We start from the raw sequence: 25,554 nt of genomic DNA on the forward strand, positions 1-25,554 counted from the left end.
TGATACACGATGGGCGACTGTCGATTGCCGAACTCACTACGCTTGCGTTCGCATCATCTCGCGGATCAGATCGTTTGTTTCTGCTCTCGTCGCTTGGTGCCGATATCGAAGGGCCCAAACAGTTCTAGATATTTCAAGGCCATCGATGGGTTTCGACACCAAGCCGATGTCTGAAGGAATAGCTGTGACTGGCAGGATCACCGCACCCGATCCCTGCCGGGCAAGATCGACTAACCAATCCACGCGATTTGACCGATAGGCCGCGTAAAGTTCGTGACCATGATCCGCGCAGGCTCCATGCAAAGTATCCCGCATTTCGCAATTCAGTCGGTCAAGCATGTCAGTTTCAGCAAGTGTCGAAAGAGAAATCGTCTTTAGTTCAGACAACGGATGCGACTTTGACACGACGACCCTATAGTCCTCTTCATAGAGATGATCTATACGATAGAGGTCTTCACTGACCTTGTCCGAGGTGACGACAACGTCAAGGTCACCATCTCGCAACGCGGCAAGAAGCCCGGAGGATGACGCAACGATCAATTCGATTTCGGCTTGCGGCACTCGCTTGCGCATACGCTCCATAGCTGCCGAAATTCTGCTGTGGCCAATCGTTTCGCCGACACCGACAGAGAGTGGCACCCGCTCCAAACGCATATGACGGACCGCCTCGGCCTTCGCCCGTCGCGTCTCGTCGTATATCTTCTGGAGCCTCGGCCGCATGAGTTTTCCGAGGGCCGTCAGCCTGCAGCCCGCACGGTCTCTGACAAACAGCTCAGCTCCAAGTTCGCCTTCAAGTTTCTTGATCGCCGTCGTTAAGGAAGGCTGGGAGACATTGGAAGCACTGGCTGCGTGGGTGAAGTTTCGGTGCTCGCAGACAGCAAGAAAATACCTGATCTGGTTCATTTCCATTGTCGCATTCTCCGTCACTACCTCATACCAACTTCGATAGTCCGTGTCTATCGAAGAATAGAATTTCGGAATTGGAATGTGATGTATCCGGCATGGGACAAGAGTGCATCGAGAACAAGCACGATGCACTTCAAAGCAGGCGCCGACCATGAAAACGCGAATTCTTCAGGCACTCGGCGCACTGGCTCTAATCACAACTTCTTCAACTGCACAGGACAGCCCAATGGAAAATCATGCTGCCAGCTACATCACCATGCCCGCCGCCGAAGGCCAGACCGGAGCCTTCGCGGAGTTTCTGACTAGCGCCGCGCCCATCGTGGGGGAAACAGAGCCGGGCACTGTGCTTTGGTTTGCTCTGCAAGCCGATGATACGCTCGCAATCTTTGACATCTTTGCAGATGAAGACGCACGCGACGCTCACTTTTCAGGAGCGGTTGCTGCGGCTTTGAACCAAAATGCCGACACGTTGGTCAACGGAGGATGGGAAGACGGTGTTGTCGCGAACATCAACAACTCCGATGTCCTGTCGGCAAAGGCGCCGGTTGATCTCTACACGGCAACGACCGCAACGTACATCAAGCTCGAAGCTGCTTCGGGTAAAGGCCCCGAACTGGCAGCTTTGCTGACCGCCGCCGGCCCCATCGTCGGAGATACCGAACCCAAGACATTGTTCTGGGCGGCGCTGCAGATTGACGAGAACAACTTCGCCATCTTCGACATCTTTGCCGACAACTCTGGCCGCGAAGCGCACTTTGCCGGACAAGTCGCCGGACTCTTGAATGAAAAGGCTTCAGAATTGGTCTCAGGCGGATGGGACGACGGTGTGGTGGCTAACGTCCGCAATTTCGACATCCTCGCTGCCAAGTAATCTTGAGTTGCTTTGAGAAAGAAGTACCCGGTGCACCCCATCGGGCGCTTCGCTGTTTTAATTGAGATCACGCCAAAGCTGCCGACTAACCGGAGCGAATTCTGGTCTATCTCGACATTGCCAAGCGGAATATCGAGCGCTTTCAGTCCTATGCACAGGAACACGGTCTGCGCGTGCGACCGCATATCAAGACGCACAAGCTGCCTCTTTTCGCCGAAATGCAGCTGGGCGCAGGCGCATTCGGTATCACCTGCCAGAAGGTGTCGGAAGCCGCAGCGATGGTGGCCGGCAGCCCCGTCATTCGCGATCGGCGCCGAAAAGCTTACACGTCTCAAGGCGCTCGCCCTCAAGGTCCATCTGTTGGTGGTCGCCGACAGCCGCGCGGTGATGGATGGTCTCTCTGCCATTTTGAAAACGCGGCCGAGCCGCTTGCCGTGCTGGTGGAACACGATACCGGTGCCAACCGCTGCGGTGTCGGAGATCCGCAGGCGGCGGACGCGCTCGCAGCCTATCTCGATGCCGCGTCGGGCCTCGCCTTCGGTGGCCTAATGACCTATCCCCCTCCCGCCGGTGGCGAGGCCGCGGTGCAACGTTACATGCGCGAGGCGAAAGCGCTCATCGACGCCCGCGGCCTGGCAGTGCCTGTCATCACCTCAGGCGGCACGCCGTCGATGATGCGGACGGCCAACGCACCCGTGGTCAGCGAGTACCGGCCAGGCACCTATGTCTACAATGAACGCTCACTCGTCTCACTTGGCGTCTGCAGCTGGGCAGATTGCGCGCTGACCGTGCTGGCAACCGTCGTCTCGGTGCCAATGGAAAACCGTGCCATCATCATTGCCGGCTCCAAGGCCCTGACCTCGGATCTGCTTGGCCCTCAGGGTCACGGGCACGTGCTCGGCCACGATGATATCGCCATCGACCAGTATATCCGGGGAGCACGGGCGTCTGCTGAGTTCCGGACCGATCGGCCTCGCCGTCGGCGACAAGGTCCGGATCGTGCCTGCGTGGTCACCAACCTCTTTGGCACCCTGCTTCTTACCGGAGCCAAAAGCGAATTCTCCGTACCCACCCTAGTTGTCACTCGCGGCAGGACTACGTGAATATGAGGAGTGGTCGCCATCGAAGGGTGACACCACTCCCGCAAACTCTTGGTTGTGCCGGCCGATAGGAGAGCGAAGATTGAACCTCTCGCAGCCCATAGGCTCGAGGTTTTCCACTGAGGGCGATCGAGACGCCTGCTCTTGAGGAGTGTCGAACAGGGGCTCCTTGATTGCTGGCTTTTACGCCTTTTGGAAAACTGGATCTTCACGAACTGATCAGAATACAAGATTGGCTGGCCATAGGTTCGCCGACGCTCACATATTCCTCGTGGTGCCGGCCACGAGATCTTTGATGAAGGCCTGTGTGTATGGCGTCTGTTCCACAGAGCGGCGCGTTAGGGACGGATGCCCCGTGTGATCATCACCGATAAGCTGCGATCCTATAGCGCAGCAAGGCGAGAGATCATGCTGAGTGTCGAGCATCACTCCCACAAAGGGTTGAATAATCGGGCGGAGAATTCTCACTAGCCGATCCGGCGACGAGAGCGGATCATGAAGCGCTTCAAATCGCAGCGACATCTACAATGCTTCGTCTCCATCCACGATCCGATCGCCAACCTGTTTCACATCCCGTGCCACGACATAACCTCCGGCCATCATCGCGAACTGCGCGCAGAGGCGATGAGCCTATGGGCGAAAATTGCCCGAGCATGAGAAATATCCGCGGACAGCCTCTTTCGCTGGCCATTTGTCCCTTAAGTTACGATGCCGCCAGAACCCCGGCCAGTTCTCGGCCGTCGATCAGGTCGATCAGCCCGTCGGTGACGCAAATGGCGCTGTCCTCGGGGCTGCCTAGGGCGAAGGCGTTCGGCAGCCGGCTCGGCACGCGCTGCAGCCCGGCCCTGCGGGCGAGTTCGGCCAGGGCCGCGACGAGACCGGGGGCATCACGACCGGTGAGCCGCTGCGCCTGGTAAGCCGAGAGGAGCGCCGGCGTGGCAGCGCGGGCGCCATGAGGAGACCGGTCTCGGGTCCGACGATCGCTGTCACCGCGATCCAGGCGATCGCGGCCATGAGCCCGAGCAGCAGCGCCGATTGCACGAAATTGAGCAGGCGGTGGCTGGCGGAGGCCGCGGTCATCGCGTCTCGTGGCCTCCGAGTTCGCGCCGGTCCTGATCGCGCACCAGCCAGTGGACAGCGCCGAGCGCAAGCGCCGCGCCGGCAAGAGCGGCAATCTTGGATGATTCCGTCTCGCCGAGGTCCAGGATGATGAATTTGCGCGCGATGGCGAGGAGCGCGATCAGCACGATCGTGCGGACTTGGAGGATCCCGAAGCTGCGTTCGGTCGCAACAAGAAGGGAGCGCTTGAACTCGAGCGCGATCACCACGGTGAAGACCATGCCGAACACCACCTGGAAGGTGGCGTAGTCGAGAGTGTCAAATGCCCCCAGAAGCAAGCGGTTCACGACTTCGCGCATCAGCGCCCAGACCGACGCCACGACGATCGCCGCAATGATGACGCTGAGGACGAGAATGACAACTTGCTCGAACTTCTCGTAGAGCGTCATCGCCGACCATTGTTCACGGGTCAGCCCAGATCGTTGCAAGTCTTTCATGATTGCCTCTCGAAAGCCGCCCTGGAGAGACAAGCTCCCCGGGGCTTTGCCAGACGGTGCGATATCGCACGGAGCGGAGGGGACGCCGCAAACCGGCGACACCCCATGTGGCAAATCAGCCGTTCTTGACCTCGATGCGCTTGACCTTGGCCTGCGCCTCGGGAGTCTGTGCCAGCTTGATCGTCAGAACCCCGTTCTTGAAGGATGCTTGCGCCTTTTCGCCATCCACGCCGGGGGGGAGCGGAATTGTCCGGTAGATCGCGCCGTAGCTGCGCTCGGAGAGGTAGTATCCCTTCTTCTCCTCCTGGCGCTCGATCTTCTTCTCCCCCTTCACAGTCAACATGTCATCGTTGACCGTCACCTCGATGTCCTTGATCTCCATGCCCGGCAGTTCGATCGACACTTCGATCGCGTTGTCGGTCTCAACCACGTCGGACTTCGTCTCTCCACTGCCAAAGGGCCATTCGAAATGACCGGCCCGATCCCAGAAACTCTCGAACACATGGTTCATTTCGCGCTGGAGCGTCGCGATCGGGTTGTCTTGGCTGCTCTTCGCATCTGGCGTGCTGTCCTTGCGCGCCCAGGGAATGAGGTCTTTAATCTGCATGATTGGTCTCCTTAGGTTTTCAGGCGCCCTTGACGGCGATCCTTTTCGGCTGCGCTTCAGGGGCCCGGGGGAGCGTTAAAGTTAGGACGCCTCCTCGCATCTCGGCTTCGATCCTGTCGGGGTCGAAGTCCTCGGAAAGCGTGAAGGCACGCTCGAAATCGCCCTCGCCATATTCGGCATAGGCAAGTTCGAGGTTTTTCGGCCGCACCGGGTCAACCTTGCCGCGGATCGTCAACACACGATTTTCGAGCGTGATTTCGATCGCATCGGCGGCGACCCCAGGCATTTCAAGCATCATGGAGACACCCTGATCGGTCTCGACGATATCGGTCAACGGGCGGTAGATGCGTCCGCCGCCGGTGGTCTCGGGCGAGTCGGTCGGCGTCTTTTCGGCGGCTTGCGTGATGTCGGTGCTCATCGTTCCAGCTCCTCTCAGGCTGCCTTGATCTCGATTTTCTTCGGCTTTTCTTCCTCGGGCCGGGAGATGACGATCCGCAATACGCCGTTCGTCATCCTCGCCTCGACCTTGTCATCCGAGGCCGCGAACGGCAGGCGGATAGTGCGGGAAAACCTGCCGAAACTGCGTTCGTTGCGGTGCCAGCGCGCACCGTCGGGAACCTCGGGCGCCTTGCGTTCGCCCGAAAGCGTCAGGACGTTGTCCTTGACCGAAATTTCAATGTCGCCCGGTTCGATGCCGGGAAGTTCAGCGGTGACTGCAACGGCCTCAGGGCCTTGCCAGACATTTACCGCCGGGAACGCCGCGCGGGACGGCGGCCAGAAACCGCGGTCGAGATCGCGCATCATGGAGCGCATCAGCGCAAAGGGATCGCTGCGGCGCAGATATGTCGGGTAGAGCATTGCTGGCCTCCTGTTGCTGATCGATACCCCCGAACCGTCGGCATGGAGGGACCGGGCAACGGTGCCGGCCGGATGTGGGTTCGGAGAACGCCTATCAAGATAGGCCGTTCCATTTATTATGCAAGCATGTATGATGGATGCATTGTGTTTTGGATGGGGGGCGGTTTCTCCTGTGTACCATGCAATCGGAGGAAGGATCCCCATGATCTCTTCGGACATCGCGCTGATCGGGACGACGATCCACCGGGTCGCGCAGCTCATCCAGCAGCGGATCGACCAAGACATCCGCGGCAGCGGCCTGACCCGCCTGTCCTGGATGGCGGCGGCGCATGTCGAGGATGCGCCTGGGCTGACCATCGGCGATCTGGCCGACCTGCTGGAGGTCGGCCAGGCCACAGCCGGCCAGCTCGTCGATCGCATGGTCCGGGGCGGCTGGGTAGAGCGGTGGGCGTCACCCGACGACCGACGGGCGCAGATCGTCACGGCAACGTCGAAGGCCCGGGCGATGCTGAAGGAACTCGCGCCGCGGCAATCGGCGCTCGAAGATGAGATCCTGCAGGATCTGTCGGCGGACGAGAGGCGCATTCTGCTGGCGCTGCTCGAGCGGATCAGGGCGCGGCTCGGGCGCTAGGGAAAAGGAAAAGCCGTGTGGAAAAGAAGACCGAATACAACATCTGGTACTGGGTGATGGCTTTCATAGCCGTGATCTTCATCCAGGATCTGATCGCCGGCTGGCAATCCGTCGCGCCGATCAGCTACAGCCAGTTCGAGAAGTATCTCGCTGACGGGAAAATTTCTTCTGTCGCGGTCGGGTCAGACACTATCACAGGCACCTTCACCGAACCCGTCGACGGCAAGAAGCAGTTCGTGACGACTGTAGTGAATCCCGCAATCCTGGAACGGATAGACCGGTCAGGTATCGAGATCACTGGCGTTCCGCAAAACACTTTCTTCGGCACGCTGATTTCCTGGGTGGCGCCAGCGCTTGTCTTCTTCGGAATCTGGATGCTGCTGTTCCGCAAGTTCGCCGACAAGCAGGGTTTCGGCGGGTTCATGCAGGTCGGCCGCAGCAAGGCCAAAGTTTACATGGAAAAGGAAACCGGCGTCAGCTTCGCCGACGTGGCCGGTGTGGACGAGGCCAAGGCTGAGCTCGAGGAGGTCGTGGAGTTCCTCAGAAACCCCGCCGAATACGGAAAGCTGGGCGCACATATCCCCAAAGGCATATTGCTCGTCGGGCCGCCGGGCACCGGCAAGACGCTTCTGGCGCGCGCGGTGGCAGGCGAGGCCGGCGTGACCTTCTTTTCGATCTCGGGCTCCGAGTTCGTCGAGATGTTCGTGGGCGTAGGTGCCGCACGGGTGCGCGACCTCTTCGAGCAGGCCAGGAAATCGGCCCCGGCAATCATCTTCATCGACGAACTCGACGCTCTTGGGAGGGCGCGCTCCTCCGGCCAGATCGCCGGTGGCCATGATGAGCGTGAGCAGACGCTGAACCAGCTTCTGACCGAGCTCGACGGCTTCGACCCTTCGGTGGGCATCGTGCTCCTGGCCGCCACCAACCGGCCCGAGATCCTCGACCCCGCGCTGCTGCGTGCGGGACGCTTCGACCGTCAGGTGCTGGTGGACCGGCCCGACAAGAGGGGGCGTGTGCAGATATTGAACGTGCACATGAAGAAAGTGACGCTCGCCCCAGACGTTGATGCCGAGAATGTCGCAGCGCTTACTCCCGGCTTTTCTGGCGCGGATCTTGCCAATCTCGTCAACGAGGCAGCATTGCTCGCCACGCGCCGCAAGGCGGATGCGGTGACGATGGACGACTTCAACAATGCCGTCGAGCGCATCATCGCGGGGTTGGAAAAGAAGAACCGCGTGCTCAATCCGCGCGAACGCGAGATCGTGGCGCACCACGAGATGGGGCACGCGCTGGTGGCGATGGCTCTGCCGGGGGTGGACCCGGTGCACAAGGTCTCGATCATCCCGCGCGGAATTGGCGCGCTCGGCTACACTATCCAGCGCCCGACCGAGGACCGCTTCCTGATGACGCGGGAGGAACTCGAGAACAAGATCGCAGTCCTGCTTGGCGGGCGCGCGGCCGAGAAGATCATCTACAATCATGTCTCGACCGGGGCGGCCGACGATCTGGTCAAGGCTACCGATATCGCCCGCGCCATGGTCGCGCGGTACGGGATGGACGAAGACCTCGGGCATGTCAGCTACGACAGCGATCGGCCAGGCTTTCTCGGCACCGGCGACCAGTCGTCGTGGCTGAACCGCCGCTATAGCGAGGCCACGGCCGAGCGAATGGACGCGAAGGTGCGCGACATCGTGGATGGCGTGTTCAAGCGCACCCTCTCGCTTCTCGAAGCCAACCGGGCGCTGCTCGAGCAATCCGCGCAGGATCTCCTGCAACGCGAGACACTGGACGAGCCCGATCTGGTGGCAATTGGGTCCAAGATGAAAAGAACGGAAGCGGTCGCTGCCTGACACCGTCACTGACGCAGATGATCGCGGACAACCCTGACTGGATAAAGAAACGGAGAGGAAAAATGGCAAACGGAACTTGCGATATTTGCGGTCGCCCGGCGACGGCGCGCGTGCGCGCTTCGGTGAACGGCAGAGTTCAGAACATGGAGCTGTGCGACCAGCATTACAGCGAAATGGCGCGCCGGTCGGGGCGCAGCGCCTCGCCGCTGGAGTCCCTGTTCGGACGGCGTTCCCTTCTTGACGAATTCTTCGGCGAGAGCGGTTTCGGCAGCCTCTTTGGTGACAGTCCGCTGCGAGGCGGCACGCTCGGCTCCATGGGTGATGGCGATGACGCTGTCGTCGACGCCACTTTCGGCGAGGGCGCGCCGCGGCGTGGATCGCGGCGCGGCGGCGGACGCACCATCGCCGACCGGCTGAGCGAACAGGGCAACAAGCTGCTGCAGGATGCCGCACAGAAGGCCGGGGAATTCGGGCGCAGCGAGGTCGATACCGAACATCTGCTTCTGGCATTGACCTCGTCTGACGTCGTCAAGACGATCCTGGAACAGTTCAAGGTCGATGTGGACGATCTGCGGCACCAGATCGAGAAGGAAGCGAAGCGTGGAGAGGCCAAGGCGGAGGGCGAAATCGGCGTCAGTCCTCGCCTCAAGGACGCGCTGAACCGGGCCTTCATCGCCTCGAACGAACTCGGCCATTCCTATGTCGGTCCCGAGCACCTGCTGATCGGCCTTGCCGAGGAAGGTGAAGGCCTGGCTGCGTCGATCCTGCGCAAATACGGATTGACGCCGCAGGCGCTTCGCCAGCAGGTGACCAAGGTCGTGGGCAAGGGAGCCGAGGAGGGCCGCGTGGAGGCGCCTTCCAGCACGCCCGATCTCGACCAGTTCAGCCGTGACCTGACGAAGCTCGCCCGCGAGGGCAAGCTCGATCCCGTCATCGGCCGCGCCCGCGAGATCGAGACGACGATCGAAGTGCTGGCCCGCCGGAAAAAGAACAACCCGGTGCTGATCGGCGAGCCCGGCGTGGGCAAGACCGCCATCGTCGAGGGACTTGCCCAACGGATCGTCGCGGGCGAAGTGCCCGAGGCGCTGCGCGACAAGCGGCTGGTCGAGCTCAACATCAACTCGATGGTGGCCGGGTCGAAGTATCGCGGCGAGTTCGAGGAGCGAGTCCAGAAGATCCTCAAGGAGATCACCGAGGAGAAGGACAGCCTGATCCTGTTCATCGACGAGATCCACACCATCGTCGGCGCCGGCCAGGGCGGTGGCGAAGGTGGTCTCGACATCGCCAACACCTTCAAGCCGGCGCTGGCGCGGGGCGAGCTGAACCTGATCGGTGCGACGACGCTCAACGAGTACCAGAAATACATCGAGAAGGACGCGGCGCTCGAGCGACGGTTCCAGCCGGTTTATGTCGAGGAACCCACGATAGCTCAGGTCATCATGATCCTGCGGGGGCTCCGCGACACGCTGGAAGCACACCACAAGGTGACGATCACCGACGAGGCCATCGTTGCGGCGGCCGAGCTTTCGGATCGCTACATCACCGGTCGCTTCATGCCCGACAAGGCGATCGACCTGATCGATCAGGCAGCCGCACGGGTGAAGATCAGCGCCACGGCGCGCCCCGTGGAAGTCCAGGAGCTGGAGGCCGAAGCCGCGCAGATCAAGCGCGAGCAGGACTATGCCGCAGCCCGCAAGCAATTCGACCGTGCAGCGGAACTGAAGAAGGAACTCGAGCAGAAGCAGAAGGAGCTGGACGAGCTTCTGGAAATCTGGAAGCGCGACCAGGCTTCGGCGACCGCCGAGGTGCGCGCCGATCATGTGGCGCAGATCGTCTCCAAGATCACCGGCGTTCCGGTCACCGAGCTGACCGCCGAGGAGAAGGACAAGCTTCTGAAGCTCGAAGACAAGCTGCATGAGCGCGTCATCGGCCAGGAAGAGGCTATCCGCGCCGTGGCCGATGCTGTGCGGCTGGCGCGCGCGGGCCTGCGCGAGGGACGCGGACCTACGGCGACCTTCCTCTTCCTCGGGCCGACCGGGGTTGGCAAGACGGAACTGGCCAAGACGCTCGCCGAAGTAATCTTTGGCGATCAGGACGCAATCATCCGCATCGACATGTCCGAGTATGGCGAGCGCCACTCGGTCGCCCGGCTGGTGGGCGCGCCTCCCGGCTACGTCGGATACGACGAAGGCGGGCAACTGACCGAGAAGGTGCGCCGTCGGCCCTACTCGGTCGTGCTGCTCGACGAGATCGAGAAGGCGCACCCGGATGTCTACAACATTCTGTTGCAGGTGTTCGACGACGGTCGGCTGACCGACGGCAAGGGGCGCGTGGTGGACTTCACCAACACCATCATCATCGCCACGTCGAACCTCGGTTCGGACATCATCCAGCGCAACCTCAAGAAGCGCGGCAGCAGTGAGTTCGACGAGGCCAAGCAGAAATCCGAACTGATGGAGGTGTTGCGCGGTCATTTCCGGCCAGAGTTCATCAACCGGATCGACGAGATCATCGTCTTTCATTCGCTGAATCAGTCGGAGATCCGCCAGATCGTCGAGTTGCAGCTCAACCGGGTGAAGCGGACCGCCCTTACCCAGGGCGTCGAACTCGAATTCGACGTGAGCGTCGTGGATCACTTCGGCGCGGTCGGCTTCCGCCCCGAATTCGGCGCCCGCGAGCTGCGCCGGCTGATCCGGTCGGAGTTGGAGACCGAGTTGGCCCGCGAAATGCTCTCCGGGCGGATCGAGGATGGTGACAAGGTCCGCGTCGCCTGGTCGGAAGACGAACAGAGGGTCGTGTTCGAAAAGATCGTAAAGGACACCGGTGACGACAGCCCGGACGATCAGGTCAAGGCCGGGATCGAGGAGCCCAGCGAAGTTGCCGAAGACAAGACGGACGTTCCGAAGCCCAGCGTTGGGGATGAGGTGCAGTCCAAGGACGACAAGTCCGCCGAGTGACAGCGCAAAAGACTGGCCCGGCGCGATATCGGTCGCGCCGGACCAATTCTTCGGAGAGTTATAGGAAGGTCCACGGCATGAACGTCATTAGATCATTCCGCAATCTCGACCGGCACGGCCAACAGCGCGCGCCTGAGGTCATCGAGGAAGAGGTGCGGCAACTTGAACCGCACCTTGCGCGCTTTCGCGAGGATCTGGTCCGGCTCGAAGTCGTTGCCTCGCAGACGAGGGGCAAGACGCGCATCAAAGTCAGCCTGCGCCTGCAACTGCCGTCGGGCGTGATCGCGGCGCGGGAAGATGGATTCGAGATCGAGCCTGTCCTGCGCAAGGCCTTTGCCGACCTGCGCCACCAGGTCGATCGGCATGTGGCGCGCCTCAAGCACGAGCCTGAATACAAGCGTCCCGCCCGCCGGCGCCGGATCGGCGCCCCGCTGCCGCCCGCGCGGGATGCGGCGGAAGCGGACCGGCGCCAACTCTTCTTCGACCTGATCGAGGATCATCTCGATACGGTCTACGATACAGTCAGGCGCGAGTTGACCTATCTCGAGTGTAGCGGGTCTGTGCCGGCTGGCTACCTGAGCGTTGGCGATATTGTCGATGCGACGATCCTCAACGGGCTCAACCGCTTCGAGCGGCGGCCGACCGAATTCTCCGTCCGGGACTGGCTGACGCAGCTGGCCTTCGAGACCGTCGAGGCCGAGGCGCAGGCTGCGCGCCGCGCGGTGCCCGAGGATGCCGCCTCCATCGAGGCGGAACCCGAGGCCCCGGCGGAGGATCCGACCGAGGCGGATCAGGCGATGTTCGAGTTCTACCAGCCCGACGAAGTGCTGATGCTGGAGGATCTCATCGCCGACGACGGCGGCACAGACCCCGAGACCGAAGTGGATCGTCATGATATCGCCATGGCACTGCACCGGGCTATCGCAGATCTTGCTCCGGTCGAGCGCCGCGTCCTGTATCGGATGTACCTGGAAGACGCCACGATCGCGGAGACGGCGCACCTCCTGGGTCTCACTGAGGCGGAAGTGTTGAAGATTGCAGAGAACGCGGCGGAGACACTGCGCGGCACGCTGGTCGAAGCCGGGTTGATCGGCGAGGCATCGGGGCGCGCGCCCGTGGAAAGGGAAATTGCCCGGACGCAGTGTCTGCCTCAACCGGTCGAGGACCGCCGCCGCGTGGCGGCCGCCCTGGCCGGCGCGGAGACAATCGGCACTACTGAGTTGAAACCTGAACAGGAGATGGACCAATGACGACAACCTCTGCAAAGCAATCCGACACGATGCAGGACATGCTGGGCAGCCTGTCCGGGAACTGGTGGCTGTTCGTGCTGCGCGGTGTCCTGGCGCTGGTGATCGCGGTTCTCGCCTTCCTCATGCCTGCGGAGTCGCTGCTTGCTCTGACGCTGGTCTTCGGCGCTTTCGCCTTCGCCGATGGCGTGTTCGGCCTCGTCGCCGCCGTCCGCAACATCCGCGGGGGCGATCGCTGGGGCTGGCTGATGTTCAGCGGCATTCTGGGGATCGCCACGGGGGTCGTCGTGGTCTTCTCGCCGTTCGTGGCGACGCTTGTGCTTGCGACATTCCTCTGGGCCAGCATCGCATTCTGGTCCGTGTTCTCGGGTGCCCTCGAGATCGCGGCAGCGATCCGCCTGCGAAAGGAAATCAACGGCGAAATCTGGCTGATCCTGAGCGGCCTTCTCTCGGTCGTTCTCGGTGTCGTCGTGACCTGGATGCTGCTGACGCGCCCGGTCGAAAGCTTCCTCGCGCTCGGCTGGCTGATCGGCTTCTACGCCGCGGTCTTCGGGGTGATGATGATCCTCCTCGGGCTACGGCTTCGCAAGGCGGATCGTTCGGACGGTGCGGCCTTCGATGACGCTCCCCCATCGGCAAAGGCGTGAGGTGCCCTGTGGTGGATGACGGGCGACTTGCCGGCGAGGAGCACGATTTCACCCGATGGGACGAAACGATCTTCGACCGTTGCCTGAGCACCGGCTTCAATCCGTTCGGCAGCGGTCCGACGCCAATCTTCCTGCGGCACCGGGACGCAGAGGCGCCGGACGCCGATGCGAAGCCGTGCATGCCACCTGACACCGAAAATGCGAGGTGCTGATGTCGAACCGCCTGCCTGACTTGGCATTTGCTGCTGCGGCCGCTGCCTTGGGCATCGGCATCGTTTTCGTTTTTCGTTCGATGTATCTTGCCGAAGACATACTGCCTTTCGCGCAGGAGATGACGCTCATCTTCCTCGGCGCTGTCGTGACGATCATTCTGACCGCGGCGCTTCTCAATCGCCAGACCGATCTCGAGCTTCGCAAGGAAGGAAGGGTCATCATCCTCCAGCAGCAATGCGACATTTACATGGCCTGCATCGAGAAGGTCGCAGAGATCGTGGAAACCGCAAGGCACGATGCGAAGCTGATCGATGAACTGCGTGTTCTCAGCCACAAGCTGGCTGTGGTCGCGAGTGCAGGGGTCGTGTCCAGCTTCGAGCAGGTACTGGAGAGCTTGCAGTCCGGTTTTGCTGACGGCACGCTCTCGGACGGGGACGGAGAGGGCGTGATGAATGCCGTCGCCGATCTCACGATAGCGATGCGGTCGGACGTCCTGCACGCTGCTGCCTTTCCTTCGCAGAACACCGAACGCGCCGTTCGCCTGAATTCGAGGCGAATGGAAAAACTCGACGATCTCGAACGTCACCTTCTCGTATCCACCGACACCCGGGAGAACTGATATGCGCGGCCATAATCGTCCACCATTCCCGCCGAAAATTCCCGGAACCGATCTGCCATCCTGGGACGTGCCGACGGCAATCATCTACCGTCCTGCCCGTTCCGCGATGACATCGGCGCCTCGGCCCAACTACTGGGTCCTCGAGTTCGAGCCGTCCCGGCCGCCGCAGATCGAGCCGCTGATGGGATACACGTCCAGCGGCGATCCCTATCGTCCGATTCGGCTGAAGTTTCCGGATCGCGACAGCGCCGTGGACTTCGCAGAGCGGCAGGACTGGCATTATGTCGTGCGCGAGGACGCTGGGGGAGCCCGGATGGCGAACCCTTGGGCGGGTGAGACGCGCCACCGGCTGCACAGGGGCGTCGATGCCCCGGGAGCCTTCCGGGTCCCGTTCCGCCCCGATCGCCGCCTCTCAAGAGGCGTCCAGCATGAGAGCACGGCCGACCCGTCTACCAGCGACAGGGAGAGTTTCGATCCGGTCCTCGAAGCCTCGCTCGAATCCTTCCCCGCCTCTGATCCTCCGGCGTGGACGGGTGTGACAATTGCAAGAAAGACGACGTGATGACGGCCAGCTGCATGCGCTCGGGAAATAAGATGTTTCCATGGGCCGATACCGTTGCTCGCAGATACCCCCCCGTGGCCGTCTGGTCAGTCGTCGGGATCAGCCTTCTCGCTTTCCTCTACCAGAGCGGCCTGCCGCCGCGTGCGCTCAACCGGTTCCTGTTCGACTTCGCGCTGGTGCCGTCGCGCGTCTTCGGTCAGCTCCATCTCATCGCCCCGTCCGATTGGACGCCGTTCCTGACAAACATCTTCCTGCACGCGGGATGGCTTCATCTCATCCTCAACATGTGGACGCTCTGGATCTTCGGCCCAGCGGTCGAAGACCGGCTAGGGCCGGTGCGGTTCGCACTGTTCTATCTGTTCTGCGGCCTGGCCGCTGGGCTGGCGCATGCCCTCGCCAACCCCGACTCGGTCGTGCCTGCCCTCGGAGCATCAGGCGCGATCGCGGGAGTGATCGGGTGCTAAGCGCGGATGTTTCCGGCGGCGCGGCTGGTCGTGATCGTGCCGATCCTGGTCATCCCGTTGTTCTTTGAGATCAGCGCGCTGGCGTTCGCGATGATCTGGTTCGTCATGCAGCTCATCCCCGGTCTGATGTCGCTCGGAGATACGGCCACCGGCGGGGTTGCGTCTGGGCGGCGGCGTCGAATACCTGCCCGAACCCCGCCACCGAGAGGCCCGGCGGGTCACGACCTCGCGCTGAACGGCGCCGCCCTGCCTGCCCCTCCGAAACGACACTCAAAGGGAGAACAGAATGCCCACCGTTGCTTGCCCGAAATGCAGTTCCGTCAATCGCGTTCCGCAGGAACGACTGACGGATAACCCCAGCTGCGGCCGCTGCGGCGCCGCCCTGTTCGAGGGCCGGCCAGTCACACTGACCGCCGCCAGTTTCGACCGACACGCCGATGCCGATCTGCCCCTGCTCGTCGATTTCTGGGCGGAATGGTGCGGGCCATGCAAGATGATGGCACCTCAGTTCGAGGCTGCGGCGCGTTCGCTCGAACCCCAGTTCCGTCTCGGCAAGCTCGATACCGAAGCCGAACAGCAGATCACCGACCGTTACGGGATCCGCGGCATTCCCACCATGATCTTGTTCAGGGGCGGCAAGGAAATCGCGAGGACGAGCGGTGTAATGCCTGCCGCGCAGATAGCGTAGTGGGCGCGGTCGCACGTTTAGAGAATACAGGTATTGGCCTTTCCTGCGCCATGATATCAGGAGAAGAACATGCATGGCGTGACTGGATTTGTCGAAAGTGCGGCCTTGTTGGTTTGCGCCGCGTTCGTACTCGTGACGATATGTTCACGGATTGGCGTGCCTAGCATCGTCGGTTACATTCTTGCCGGTATAGTCATTGGACCCGCTGGCCTCGGCCTGATTGCGGAGAGCGCTGCCCTGAGCAGTATTGGCGAAATCGGAGTCGTACTCCTGCTGTTCGCGCTTGGTCTGGAATTCTCCTTCGAGAAGCTCGTAACACTCAGGAAGCATGTCTTCGGTCTTGGGGCTGTACAGGTTTCAGTCACGACGATAACGGTTTCGTTGGTAGCGAGTTTGGTCTTCGATCTCGCATCAGTTTCCGCAATCCTCATCGGCGGGGCCGTTGCGATGTCATCCACAGCCATGTGCCTCAAGGTGCTCGCAGGCGCGAACGCTCTTGGATCGGCTCATGGGCGCTTGGCCATCGCAGTGCTTCTGTTTCAGGACTTGGCAGCCGTCGCGTTCCTGCTTCTGCACGATGCAATGAGTGGTGCCGCCGAAGGGTATGGCGTGATAACGGTCATCGCCAGTGCAACGGCAGTGGTTGCTGCTCTGTTCATTGCCCGAGGTCCGTTGCAGGTACTTGCCCGTTGGGTCGCGTTGCGTGGCGATCCGGAGCTTGCCCAACTCCTCGCACTTACCATTGCGCTTGGGTCCACGATCGTCGCGACATCTGCTGGCCTTTCTCCGGCGCTCGCCGCATTCGCGACCGGTATGATCATCGGCGAGGGCGACGCGCGCCATGCTGTCGAGAACGAGATCCGGCCCTTTCGCGACTTGTTTGTCGGGATTTTCTTTATCGGTATCGGGACTCAATTGCCACTTTGGATCCTTCCATCTCAATGGCCTGCCGTGCTGGTCTGGCTTGCAATAATACTCTGCGGAAAGACGCTGATTGTTTTCGTCGTCGCCCGACTATTCGGCGAAGCGCTTCAGACCTCATTGCGGACCGGAGTCATCCTGGCCAACGGGGGAGAATTCAGCCTGATGTTGCTATCGGTTTCCTCGACGTCGGGTACAGTGGCCGAGGAGTTCGCCGGCCCCCTCCTCCTCGCGATTGGAGTGAGCATGTTGGCTGGAAGTCTTATGATTAGATGGGCGGGGTCAGGCCTAGGACCAATCGACATTAGGCCCTGTTGACAAAGTATGGCAGCCATATCTTTGCGGCGGCCAAGGCGAGAAATGCTGACACTCTAACCAAGCAAAGTCAGCCTTCGGGCCCCATTGCGGTCATCACGGGCCGAAGGGATATCCTGTGGAACACAGTCTATCGCAGCCGCGCTGTCGATTATGTTCGCACCCAGAGCATCGATATTCCCGCCGAACTGCTCTCCCAGGTCGCACCGCTTCCCTGGGCCCATATCGCACTCACCAGCGTAAGGCATTTATCGTTTGGGTTCGTTGACGGACAAATAACTCGCGTGTCCGGAAGACCATTGCGCGTGCTTGCTGTTCAGGTGTCTTGGGTTCAACGAAGCGCATCGTTGGACGCGTTGCAGCCTCAGCGATAGCCTCCGCATCAGCAACGTCATTTTTCTGCCGCTTCACAAAGGGCTTTACATAGGCGGGTGGGACCAGCCGGATCTCATGACCAAACTCACCGATCTCACGCGCCCAGTAATGGGCCGTTGCACACGCTTCCATGGCGACGATGCACGGTGGCAGCTTTGAAAAAAATACTAAAAGTTGTCCGCGTGTTAGTTTCTTACGCAGAACAACGCTGCCGTCAACGCGTGCGCCATGAACCTGAAAAACCTGCTTTGCAAGATCCAGACCGATAATGCTAATCTCTCCCATGGATATCTCCTCTCAAGTGACGTTACCCAACATCACCTTGGCACATTGAGATGCCGTTGGCAGGGGGTATCCACACCATCACTTCTCAGCGGCAATCAACAATACAGCGGCCTACTGTTACGGATTGCCGCAACGAAGCTTGCGGATGGTCAACCGTCCTTCGAAGCGAATATGATCACGCGCCACTACGAGGAGATGGTTCATGCTGCCATAGGTTCACGCCGCGTCTGGGTTCTCACAATCGCGAGTACGGTCGAAGCGCTTGCGCTTGAACTGTTCCCGCGACAATCAAAAGACGTGGCCGCCGATCTCAAGTCGATCGAGGCGTTGAGCGCTCATATCGACAAATGGTCAGGGAATAACGATCTTAAAGCTTTTGCAATCGGTGCAGTGGCGCGACGTGCTGACATGACCGTTTCCAAAGGCCTCCGCAAACTCGTCAACGACAAAAAAATTCGGGATGATGGGGTCAAGGCTTGGAACTATGTGCGCAACAGAGTGATGCATGGCTCCTTGGTTTCGATCTATTCAGACAAGGAGGAAGACGAGCGGATACTCGCAATGATAGAACTCGTCCATGAACTGACTGATGAAATTCTTCGACGACCGCAAACTTAACAATTGGTGTTAATTCGAGACTGATAGGTACTGGCTGCTCGGCGACGGTGAACTAAAGGCAGGCCCAACAACGCTATTTCGATGTTGATCGCACGTGTAAACCAAGGATGCCAGATCGGTGCGCGTTCAAACCTTTCGACAATATGATGTTTCCAAGCGTCTTATTTGATCTGAAGATCCATAGGTAGTTCTGCTCTCTTTTCCATTCTACCGACGCAGCCCGTTCTCATGCGTTCTTTGTGTAGTCCCTACTACTTGCTCATATCATCGCTAGATGACCCCCCATGCCCGAAACCGCCCCCTGCCAGTTATTTCGCGTAAATTGAGCTCATCGACAAGGCGAAGCGCGGCGCGAGGGGTGATCTCGAGTTCGGCGGCAATCATCCCGGCCGAAACCAGGGGCCTCGCCAGCACCAGTTCAATGAGCCCCGGCAGATTTGATGAGGCTCGCCGGCCCGTCAGTCGCCGTTCCAGCATCTGGCGCGCCAGCAGCAGCCGGTCATGTTCCTTGAAGCCAAGCTCGATCCCGGCCATCAATCCATCGAGAGAGGCCATGAGCCGGGTTTCAAAATTGCGATGCCGCCGCTGTTCGACACGGATGGTCTTCAGTCCCGCATTGAAGGCCAGCAGATGCGCGTTGGTGGTCAGGCCGTCGCGCCGGAGCAATGAGGCGGCCAACAAACGGCCCAGCCACGGCGCCCGCTGCAACACCGCGAGTTCATTCCAGGCATCGAGCGCCAGCATTGCCTGCAACACCGGCGGCAGATCGCTGATCGAACGCAACACGGTTCGCCATGCGTCGAGCCGCTCCTCTTCATCCCAGTCGGGATCGCGGATCAGCGGGTCAGTTTCCGGCTTCGGCAACCGCTGCGGCTGTTTCGCTTTGGCCAGAACGTCTTCGGACCGTGCCAGCACCGCGTCGATGGCGTCAAGATCGATACCGGGCAAGCCGAGCCCGCCATCCAACCGATTTTGTCTCCCCTCTCCGTTCCGGCCCGGCCTACCGACCGCCGCATCTTGCAACGCGGCGCCTTCGCTTTCCGCAACGATGCCGCCATCCCCAAAAAATGGTGCAGGCCACGCCTGCCGCAGACTGCGCAAGCCGTTCGGGCTCAGCGCCCAGTCCGGTGGCTGCGCGATAATGCGTCGCCGGGTCTGCAACACGTCGCGGGCAATGGTCAGCGCATGACTGGGCGAGCGGATATCGCGCGCCGCGTCATGCAGGACAAGGTCTTCCATTTCGACCAGTTCGCCGTCGAGCCACAGTGAAGCGCAGGCATCGGCAAAATGCAACCGCTCGATCAGCCCCGCGCCGACCGGCGAAGGAGCAAGACGCTCATCGAGACGCGCCAAGGCTTCACTGGCGCGCGTCACTGGCTGCAGCAAGGTCTTCAGAGACAATTGGTCGGGATCATAACGCATTGAATTTATGGTAAACAAATTCTGAAACGGACACCAGATATAATTTAATGTCCGGCACTGCTGATGACTTCTGGTTGGTGCTATAACATCCGATAAGTATAGGTTATCGAAGGTGATATGTACGAGGCACTTGTACGTGCTGTAAAACAATGGTATCAGTGGCGTACGGCCAATTTCGGAGGTCCCGATGCCCCAGACAAGCTACAAGATCAGCGAAGCCCGCAAGAATTTCGCCGAAGTCCTTGATCGCGCCAACCAGGGCGAAGAGATCGTCATCATGCGTGGCAACGAAGTTTACGCCCGCATCGGTCCGGCAGCGGGCGGTGGCAAGCGCCCTTTTGGCCTGTTGCGCCATCGTCGCCTGCCCGACAACCTGTTCGATACAGTTGATGCAGAGCAGGCGGCGATCGATGCCGGCGACTGGAATGATGATACCGGCGTCTGGCAAGGCAAATCCAACAATAGCGAAAACACGCAATGAAAATCCTGCTCGACAGCCACGCCGTCTACTGGTGGACAATCGGTAGTGATCGCCTGTCCATAAAGGCACGATCGCTGATCGAGGACAAGGCAAATGCTATCCTCGTCAGTGCGGTCACGTTCTATGAGCTGGACAACAAGATGCGCCTGAACAAGCTTGATCTCAAGCCCCAGGAACTGCGGGCGGCCGTCACGGAAAGCGGCCTGCAAACACTAGCCATCACCGATTTGCATGCCGAACTTGCAGCAAATTTTGATTGGGAACATCGCGATCCGTGGGACCGGATTCTTGCAGCTCAGGCGCGGCTTGAGCACTGCACTTTCATCTCGACGGATCTGGCGTTCGACGCGATTCTGCATGAGCGCGTCTGGTAAGGGCAATGGCGGTGAAGGTATTCGTGGACATTGCCGAGGCGGCGGAGCGATTTGACGAACTGATTGACTTCGTTTTGCGCGATGACGAGATTGTCATCTGTCGAACAGGCGATCCTATTGCCGCGATCGTGCCAACTTCGCAGGATGGTCAGGGCACATGGGATGAAGTCTGGGCGCTGGCGCTTAAGGGAAAGCCTGCAAACATGCACCAGACTTCGAACCACGATGAACTATATGACGAGAACAGTCTGCCGAAATGAGCAGTTCGTCGTCAGGTTCGATTGAAAAACGCACCGAGACTTTAGATACGATAGCGGCTGTTCTGCCGATGAACCGCCGCGACATGCTGGCAGGAATTTTGACCGATGAGGATGTCGAGACATTGCGCCATCTGGTCAATGAAGGCATGGGCGAAAACACGCTGCGCGCGCTGACCTCGGATCTGGCCTATCTCGAAGCCTGGTCGAAGGCCGCAACCGGCAATCCCCTCCCCTTCCCCGCGCCGGAAGCCTTGCTCCTGAAATTCATTGCGCATCATTTATGGCGGCCACAACAGCGCGAGATCGAACCCGACCACGGCATGCCGTCCGCTGTGGAAGAGGAATTGCGCCAACAAGGCTTTTTGCGTGTGTCCGGACCGCATGCGCCGGCAACGGTCCGCCGGCGACTTGCCAACTGGTCGACGCTCACCCGCTGGCGCGGTCTGGAGGGTGCGTTTTCATCGCCGGCCGTCAAATCGGCCATCCGGCTTGCGGTGCGCGCCTTGAACCGGCCGCGCAGCCGCAAGAGTGCCAATGCGATTACCGGCGATATGCTGGGCAAGCTGCTGGCAACCTGTTCCGGCACGGATCTAACCGCTATCCGGGATCGGGCTATCCTGATGGTGGCCTTCGCCTCGGGCGGCCGTCGGCGCAGCGAAGTCGCCGGCTTGCGTGTAGAACAGCTGGTCAAACAGGCACCGGTCACCGATGAGAACGGCTCTCCCCTCCCCTCGCTCGGCATTCATCTCGGTCGCACCAAAACCAGTGGTGCCGATCACGATGAAATCGTCTATCTGACCGGGCGGCCTGTCGAGGCTCTCACCCGCTGGCTGGAAGCAGCCAGGATCGACAAGGGCAGCGTGTTTCGAAAAGTCGATCGCTGGGGCAATGTGTCCACGCGAGCGCTCGAACCGAGCGCCATCAACCAGATTGTCAAACAGCGCGCGCAAATGGCAGGTCTCAATGCAAAAGAATTCTCAGCCCACGGCCTGCGCTCTGGCTATCTCACCGAAGCCGCCAATCGCGGCATTCCGCTCCCCGAAGCCATGGAACAATCGCGCCATCGCTCCGTGCAGCAGGCGTCCGACTATTACAACAATGCCAAACGGCGTAGCGGACGGGCGTCAAGGCTGCTATGATACTATTCACGGAGGGACCTCCAACTCTTCGACCGCACTAAGCATGAACTGGATCGCGCTTACTTATAAACTGCCACATGCAGCTTGTTAACAGCGGTCGTTCATCGTGATGACCGCTCGAGAATGTGCCTGATCAGCTACGCTGGCTTGAAAACAACAGCGTGGGGTTTAGTTCTTCAGTGCCGATATATGGATTGGCATGGATCGCAAGAATCCACAGGCTGATCGAAGCCGTTGTCGAATAAAGTAGCAAGGCATGCCTCCCAGCCCGCACCCGATCCGCATGGGTCGAGGCAATAGTGGCGATAGTCAGGAATGTCAGCGCCAGTACAAGATACCATTTATATTGGTCGATGGACGTATTAGCGATAGCGATGCGATCATTGCGCGCATTCTGAAGCTCGTTAAAATCATGAATGAGCTGGGATACGATCGGAGAGGGCGTGCCGTCGCTGGCCACCGTCTGGACAACGGAACGAATGGCAAGAAGCGACTTCTCCACCTTGGGCGAAGGCACGATATTGTCGTCGGCTCCCCATTCATCTGACACCACCAGATTCCGATAGGTTTCCACTGCGTTCTTAAGTCTCTCATTGTTCAGGACCGTGGGATGAGCAGTCCCCAACATTCGAAATATCGCAGACCGTTCGTTGCTGGTCGCGAGATCCGCTCGAGAATTGAGTGTCCATGCATCTGCCGCGACGAAGCCGAGAGACAAAGCCCATGCGGTGGATATCGTGCCGACAAAGGCTCCAATGGGCACCGAAGTCGGATCTTTCAACGCCCGCAGGCCCCGCAGCTTCAGAAGGAGCCAGCCGCAGGCATATAAAAGCGCCCCGAAAAAGCAAAATGCCAAGAATGATACGTAAATCGACATCCCCAGTAATGTTGCCATGAACGCCCCCCCAAAAAATACGTTGGCGCAACTCATTATATAGAGGGCGTAAATAAACCGTGTTCTCTGGAAGGGAATTGGATATAGGTCCTCTGGTTTATCGCGGCGTTTATTCGAAGTTACACAGAGTGTGACGACCGATCTGAATGAAATAGATCAATGTTTTAAAATCTCTTTTCAGCACAAGTCTTCTCCGAAAACCGTTTTACCCTTTTCGGGGAGGCCTCTATGTAGAATTTTTGCAATTTCGGCTTTACTAATTGATTACGAAGAGCGGTGTATTGGACAATGGGGTATCATCGATTCTATTCTTTTGGGTTGGGGCAAAGAATTGAGACTGGAAGCAGAAGTCGACAGCGTTGAAACACAACGCTCAAGTGAAAAAAGTTCGCTCCTTTCCCTTGCCATCATAATTGCGACAGCGTCAATTTTCGGGCTCACTTACAGCCTGACGGCTCCGCTGGTGGCGCATATGCTTATCAAAAGCGGGCTGACGGAAACGCTTGTCGGTGCCAATGCCGCCATGCATGCGCTCGGCGTCCTGTGCATAGCCCCCTTCCTTTCGGGACTGGCTATCCGCTACAAGCCCAAATATCTCATCATGGCCGCGCTACTTTCATCAGCGTTGCTTCTGATCCTGTTTCCAATGGTGCCTAGTTTCTGGTTCTGGTTTCCGTTGCGTTTCCTGCTGGGAATTTCTGCCGAAATTCTGTTCGTATTGACGGAAACCTGGGCCAGCGAGCTGAGCGACAATAAAAATCGCGGACGCATCATGGCGACCTATACGGCGTCGCTCTCGCTGGGTTTTGCCGGCGGCCCGCTGATCCTGTCGTTTACGGGGTTTGAAGGGCTGGTGCCATTTGCAATCGGGGCGGTCGTCGCCCTCCTCGCCTTTGTCATCATAAGTCTGCCGGGACTTCGACAGATTGAAATGGCCCAGCAAAAACACTCAAATTTCTTGCGTATGATGCGACTGTCGCCCATTGCCATGGGAACAACGGCAATCAATTCGGCAGTTGAAACAGCCGGACTGTCTTTCCTTGCCATTTATGCCATGCGGCTCGGCTGGAACGAAACCGAAGGTGCACAACTGATCACGGTTCTCATGGTCGGTGCCATTGCGCTGCAGCTTCCCATCGGCTGGCTATCAGACAAGATGAACCGGGTTACACTGATGATCGCCCTAACGGCGGTTTCCGCAATAACGGCATTTCTCTGGCCCCTGCTTCTATCGGTGAGCTGGCTGGCCTACCCGGCATTGTTCATCTGGGGCGGAATTTTCGTTGGCATTTATACGACAATGCTCGCGATAATCGGCTCGCAGTTCCGTGGGGCGGACCTTATCAGCGTCTATGCGGCGATGGGGCTGTTCTGGGGCGGTGGCGCCTTGGTGGGACCGATGCTGGCAGGCGGTTTTCTGGACGTGATGCAGCACGGCCTACCGACCTTTGTGGGAATGGTCTGCGTCGTTTTCATGGTGTTCGCCCTGATCGTAAAGCGCACGCTTAAACCCAGTGGAGACCCCCAGGCATGATACGCATCGTTCTTATTCTCCTTGGTCGCGAAATTATCCAGCGGCACTGGAAAATACTGCTCATTACCGGCGGCGTCTGGCTTCTCCTCGGCACATTCATCGCTATAGATGCGCTGGACGGAAAGACGATCATTCCGTCGCGCTTTTTTGGCTATTTCCTGCTGCCGGAGGCGGCTGTCGGCCTCCTGGCTGCCGCGTTCAGTCAGGGAACGGCGAGACGAATGCGTGTCGTGCAGGGTATCGCGTTGTTCGCGGTCGCCTTGCTGATCCTCAGCGCCACCCCCGCCAGCCACTTCACGCTTGCGATGGTGCTGGGGTTCTGCTTCCTTGTGGATGGCAGTGTGCGCATTGGCAGTGCATGGGTTGTCCGCTATCCCCGCTGGCGGCTGGGGTTGATGGGCGGCATTGCGGAAGTTTGCATCGCCATTGCAACGCTTCAGCCATGGCCAACATGGTACGCCGGAACAGTTGCCTTCAATGTCGGCGCCGTCATGATCCTTACCAGCCTTGGCATATTGAACATTGCGACACGGGTGCGACGGCTGGAAGAAGGCGCATCGATCAGCAGTATCTTCAACAGAAATCCTTTATGGAACAAGCCGGATTCCAGCTCCCTCGCCCATTCTGCCAATCGCAGCGAGCTGATCGTCCATGTCTGGACTCCCACAGGTCAGGTCATGACCCCGCTTCATCAAAGGGCCATCAATCGATATATCGCAGCCGTCGATACAAACGGCGTCATTTCCACAGGCCATGCGGCTCTGGAAATGGCCCCACACGTCTATATCAGCCATTATCCGGCAGTCGAGATCGACCGATCGCCGGACGAATTCACCCGGACATTACGCGCCACCGCAGACAACAATGTGCCCGGACGTTTCCTGCCAAGCTATCAGGAAGAATCCGCCGAATGGTGCCAATCGACGGTGCAGGTGGTGATCAAGAATATCGACGCATCGCGATTGAATGCATTCTGGCAACATTACAGCGCAGACAACACCTATAATCTCACAAACCGCAATTGCTCAAGTGCAGTCGCTGATGCTCTGGATGCAGCGCTGGAAGGTGTTTATCGTGACCACAACTGGCCAATAATGACAGCGTTGCGCGCGATCATTTATCCTGAGCTATGGGCAGCGGGACTGATGCGCAAACGCGC

General features: G+C 59.6%; 26 protein-coding genes and 4 pseudogenes. 21 read left to right on the forward strand and 9 right to left on the reverse strand.

Annotation, left to right across the window (positions count from 1 at the left end; genetic code table 11):
* Positions 1–36 precede the first annotated feature (36 nt).
* The gene (locus OPR82_RS20325) at positions 37–909 is read right to left on the reverse strand and encodes a LysR family transcriptional regulator (RefSeq protein WP_265986726.1); all 873 of its coding nucleotides are present in this window, start codon (positions 907–909) and stop codon (positions 37–39) included.
* A gap of 148 nt (positions 910–1,057) precedes the next feature.
* On the opposite strand from OPR82_RS20325, the gene OPR82_RS20330 reads away from it, so the two are divergent.
* From OPR82_RS20330 to OPR82_RS20340, 3 genes and pseudogenes are all read left to right on the forward strand, one after another.
* A complete protein-coding gene (locus OPR82_RS20330; protein WP_265986727.1) occupies positions 1,058–1,777 on the forward strand; it encodes a putative quinol monooxygenase in 720 nt (239 codons plus the stop codon).
* 98 nt (positions 1,778–1,875) lie between these two features.
* Positions 1,876–2,782 (forward strand): annotated as a pseudogene (locus OPR82_RS20335) (alanine racemase); the annotation flags it as partial.
* A 437-nt stretch (positions 2,783–3,219) separates the two neighbouring features.
* Positions 3,220–3,534: pseudogene (locus OPR82_RS20340) on the forward strand (DDE-type integrase/transposase/recombinase); the annotation flags it as partial.
* 46 nt (positions 3,535–3,580) lie between these two features.
* On the opposite strand, the gene OPR82_RS20345 reads toward OPR82_RS20340, so the two are convergent.
* The 5 genes from OPR82_RS20345 to OPR82_RS20365 form a co-directional block, all read right to left on the reverse strand.
* Entirely contained in the window at positions 3,581–3,706 is a 126-nt protein-coding gene (locus OPR82_RS20345; RefSeq protein ID WP_265986728.1) for a M48 family metalloprotease, read from the reverse strand.
* A 247-nt stretch (positions 3,707–3,953) separates the two neighbouring features.
* Positions 3,954–4,385, reverse strand: a complete 432-nt coding sequence (locus tag OPR82_RS20350) for a phosphate-starvation-inducible PsiE family protein (RefSeq protein ID WP_454623494.1) — start codon at positions 4,383–4,385, stop codon at positions 3,954–3,956.
* Positions 4,386–4,548: 163 nt separating this feature from the next.
* On the reverse strand, positions 4,549–5,040 hold the full coding sequence (locus tag OPR82_RS20355) for an Hsp20/alpha crystallin family protein (RefSeq protein WP_094574580.1): 492 nt from the start codon (positions 5,038–5,040) through the stop codon (positions 4,549–4,551).
* 19 nt (positions 5,041–5,059) lie between these two features.
* The gene (locus OPR82_RS20360) at positions 5,060–5,458 is read right to left on the reverse strand and encodes an Hsp20/alpha crystallin family protein (protein ID WP_012754153.1); all 399 of its coding nucleotides are present in this window, start codon (positions 5,456–5,458) and stop codon (positions 5,060–5,062) included.
* Positions 5,459–5,472: 14 nt separating this feature from the next.
* The gene (locus tag OPR82_RS20365) at positions 5,473–5,898 is read right to left on the reverse strand and encodes an Hsp20/alpha crystallin family protein (protein ID WP_012754154.1); all 426 of its coding nucleotides are present in this window, start codon (positions 5,896–5,898) and stop codon (positions 5,473–5,475) included.
* A 202-nt stretch (positions 5,899–6,100) separates the two neighbouring features.
* Between OPR82_RS20365 and OPR82_RS20370 the strand changes: the two genes are divergently transcribed.
* The 11 genes and pseudogenes from OPR82_RS20370 to OPR82_RS20420 form a co-directional block, all read left to right on the forward strand.
* Positions 6,101–6,529 carry a MarR family winged helix-turn-helix transcriptional regulator gene (locus OPR82_RS20370; RefSeq protein ID WP_265986734.1) on the forward strand — a complete coding sequence of 143 codons (429 nt, stop codon included), beginning with the start codon at positions 6,101–6,103 and terminating at the stop codon, positions 6,527–6,529.
* Between the two features lie 17 nt (positions 6,530–6,546).
* Positions 6,547–8,379: an ATP-dependent zinc metalloprotease FtsH gene (ftsH, locus tag OPR82_RS20375; protein WP_265986735.1), complete on the forward strand. Its 1,833-nt coding sequence runs from the start codon at positions 6,547–6,549 to the stop codon at positions 8,377–8,379.
* Positions 8,380–8,441: 62 nt separating this feature from the next.
* Positions 8,442–11,336: an ATP-dependent Clp protease ATP-binding subunit gene (locus OPR82_RS20380; RefSeq protein ID WP_012754157.1), complete on the forward strand. Its 2,895-nt coding sequence runs from the start codon at positions 8,442–8,444 to the stop codon at positions 11,334–11,336.
* 77 nt (positions 11,337–11,413) lie between these two features.
* Positions 11,414–12,586, forward strand: a complete 1,173-nt coding sequence (locus tag OPR82_RS20385; protein ID WP_012754158.1) for an RNA polymerase sigma factor — start codon at positions 11,414–11,416, stop codon at positions 12,584–12,586.
* On the forward strand, positions 12,583–13,230 hold the full coding sequence (locus OPR82_RS20390) for an HdeD family acid-resistance protein (protein WP_043767813.1): 648 nt from the start codon (positions 12,583–12,585) through the stop codon (positions 13,228–13,230). Before OPR82_RS20385 ends, OPR82_RS20390 begins: the two co-directional genes overlap by 4 nt.
* A 211-nt stretch (positions 13,231–13,441) precedes the next feature.
* On the forward strand, positions 13,442–14,062 hold the full coding sequence (locus OPR82_RS20395; protein WP_037094075.1) for a hypothetical protein: 621 nt from the start codon (positions 13,442–13,444) through the stop codon (positions 14,060–14,062).
* Position 14,063: 1 nt separating this feature from the next.
* Positions 14,064–14,624: an NADH dehydrogenase ubiquinone Fe-S protein 4 gene (locus tag OPR82_RS20400; RefSeq protein ID WP_037094077.1), complete on the forward strand. Its 561-nt coding sequence runs from the start codon at positions 14,064–14,066 to the stop codon at positions 14,622–14,624.
* A gap of 74 nt (positions 14,625–14,698) precedes the next feature.
* The gene (locus tag OPR82_RS20405; RefSeq protein ID WP_265986740.1) at positions 14,699–15,088 is read left to right on the forward strand and encodes a rhomboid family intramembrane serine protease; all 390 of its coding nucleotides are present in this window, start codon (positions 14,699–14,701) and stop codon (positions 15,086–15,088) included.
* Positions 15,089–15,374: 286 nt separating this feature from the next.
* Positions 15,375–15,776: a thioredoxin TrxC gene (trxC, locus tag OPR82_RS20410; protein ID WP_265986742.1), complete on the forward strand. Its 402-nt coding sequence runs from the start codon at positions 15,375–15,377 to the stop codon at positions 15,774–15,776.
* A 69-nt stretch (positions 15,777–15,845) separates the two neighbouring features.
* Entirely contained in the window at positions 15,846–17,015 is a 1,170-nt protein-coding gene (locus OPR82_RS20415; protein ID WP_265986744.1) for a cation:proton antiporter domain-containing protein, read from the forward strand.
* A pseudogene (locus OPR82_RS20420) lies at positions 17,012–17,191 on the forward strand (hypothetical protein); the annotation flags it as partial. The gene OPR82_RS20415 and the pseudogene OPR82_RS20420, both read left to right, overlap by 4 nt.
* Before the next feature lie 58 nt (positions 17,192–17,249).
* Here the strand turns inward: OPR82_RS20420 and OPR82_RS20425 are convergent.
* A pseudogene (locus OPR82_RS20425) lies at positions 17,250–17,672 on the reverse strand (IS110 family RNA-guided transposase); the annotation flags it as partial.
* Positions 17,673–17,843: 171 nt separating this feature from the next.
* Here OPR82_RS20425 and OPR82_RS20430 point away from each other — a divergent pair.
* On the forward strand, positions 17,844–18,290 hold the full coding sequence (locus OPR82_RS20430; RefSeq protein ID WP_265986746.1) for a hypothetical protein: 447 nt from the start codon (positions 17,844–17,846) through the stop codon (positions 18,288–18,290).
* 270 nt (positions 18,291–18,560) lie between these two features.
* Here the strand turns inward: OPR82_RS20430 and OPR82_RS20435 are convergent, their stop codons facing one another.
* A complete protein-coding gene (locus OPR82_RS20435) occupies positions 18,561–19,721 on the reverse strand; it encodes an RHE_PE00001 family protein (RefSeq protein WP_265986764.1) in 1,161 nt (386 codons plus the stop codon).
* A 178-nt stretch (positions 19,722–19,899) separates the two neighbouring features.
* Here OPR82_RS20435 and OPR82_RS20440 point away from each other — a divergent pair, with 178 nt between their 5' ends.
* The 4 genes from OPR82_RS20440 to OPR82_RS20455 are packed head-to-tail and all read left to right on the forward strand — an operon-like array spanning position 19,900 to position 21,966.
* The gene (locus OPR82_RS20440) at positions 19,900–20,193 is read left to right on the forward strand and encodes a type II toxin-antitoxin system Phd/YefM family antitoxin (protein ID WP_265986748.1); all 294 of its coding nucleotides are present in this window, start codon (positions 19,900–19,902) and stop codon (positions 20,191–20,193) included.
* Positions 20,190–20,567: a type II toxin-antitoxin system VapC family toxin gene (locus OPR82_RS20445; protein ID WP_265986750.1), complete on the forward strand. Its 378-nt coding sequence runs from the start codon at positions 20,190–20,192 to the stop codon at positions 20,565–20,567. The genes OPR82_RS20440 and OPR82_RS20445 overlap by 4 nt, the downstream gene beginning before the upstream one ends.
* Positions 20,568–20,572: 5 nt before the next feature.
* A complete protein-coding gene (locus OPR82_RS20450; RefSeq protein WP_265986752.1) occupies positions 20,573–20,827 on the forward strand; it encodes a type II toxin-antitoxin system Phd/YefM family antitoxin in 255 nt (84 codons plus the stop codon).
* On the forward strand, positions 20,824–21,966 hold the full coding sequence (locus tag OPR82_RS20455) for a site-specific integrase (protein WP_265986753.1): 1,143 nt from the start codon (positions 20,824–20,826) through the stop codon (positions 21,964–21,966). Before OPR82_RS20450 ends, OPR82_RS20455 begins: the two co-directional genes overlap by 4 nt.
* Before the next feature lie 133 nt (positions 21,967–22,099).
* Here the strand turns inward: OPR82_RS20455 and OPR82_RS20460 are convergent, their stop codons facing one another.
* Positions 22,100–22,861, reverse strand: a complete 762-nt coding sequence (locus tag OPR82_RS20460) for a bestrophin-like domain (RefSeq protein ID WP_265986755.1) — start codon at positions 22,859–22,861, stop codon at positions 22,100–22,102.
* A 331-nt stretch (positions 22,862–23,192) separates the two neighbouring features.
* On the opposite strand from OPR82_RS20460, the gene OPR82_RS20465 reads away from it, so the two are divergent.
* Both OPR82_RS20465 and OPR82_RS20470 read left to right on the forward strand, forming a co-directional pair.
* A complete protein-coding gene (locus OPR82_RS20465; protein ID WP_255488289.1) occupies positions 23,193–24,395 on the forward strand; it encodes an MFS transporter in 1,203 nt (400 codons plus the stop codon).
* On the forward strand, positions 24,392–25,554 hold a 1,163-nt coding region (locus OPR82_RS20470), incomplete at its 3' end, for an HdeD family acid-resistance protein (RefSeq protein ID WP_265986759.1). The genes OPR82_RS20465 and OPR82_RS20470, both read left to right, overlap by 4 nt.

This window comes from Ochrobactrum chromiisoli (genome assembly GCF_026241335.1).
In the GTDB taxonomy this organism is placed as follows: domain Bacteria; phylum Pseudomonadota; class Alphaproteobacteria; order Rhizobiales; family Rhizobiaceae; genus Brucella; species Brucella chromiisoli.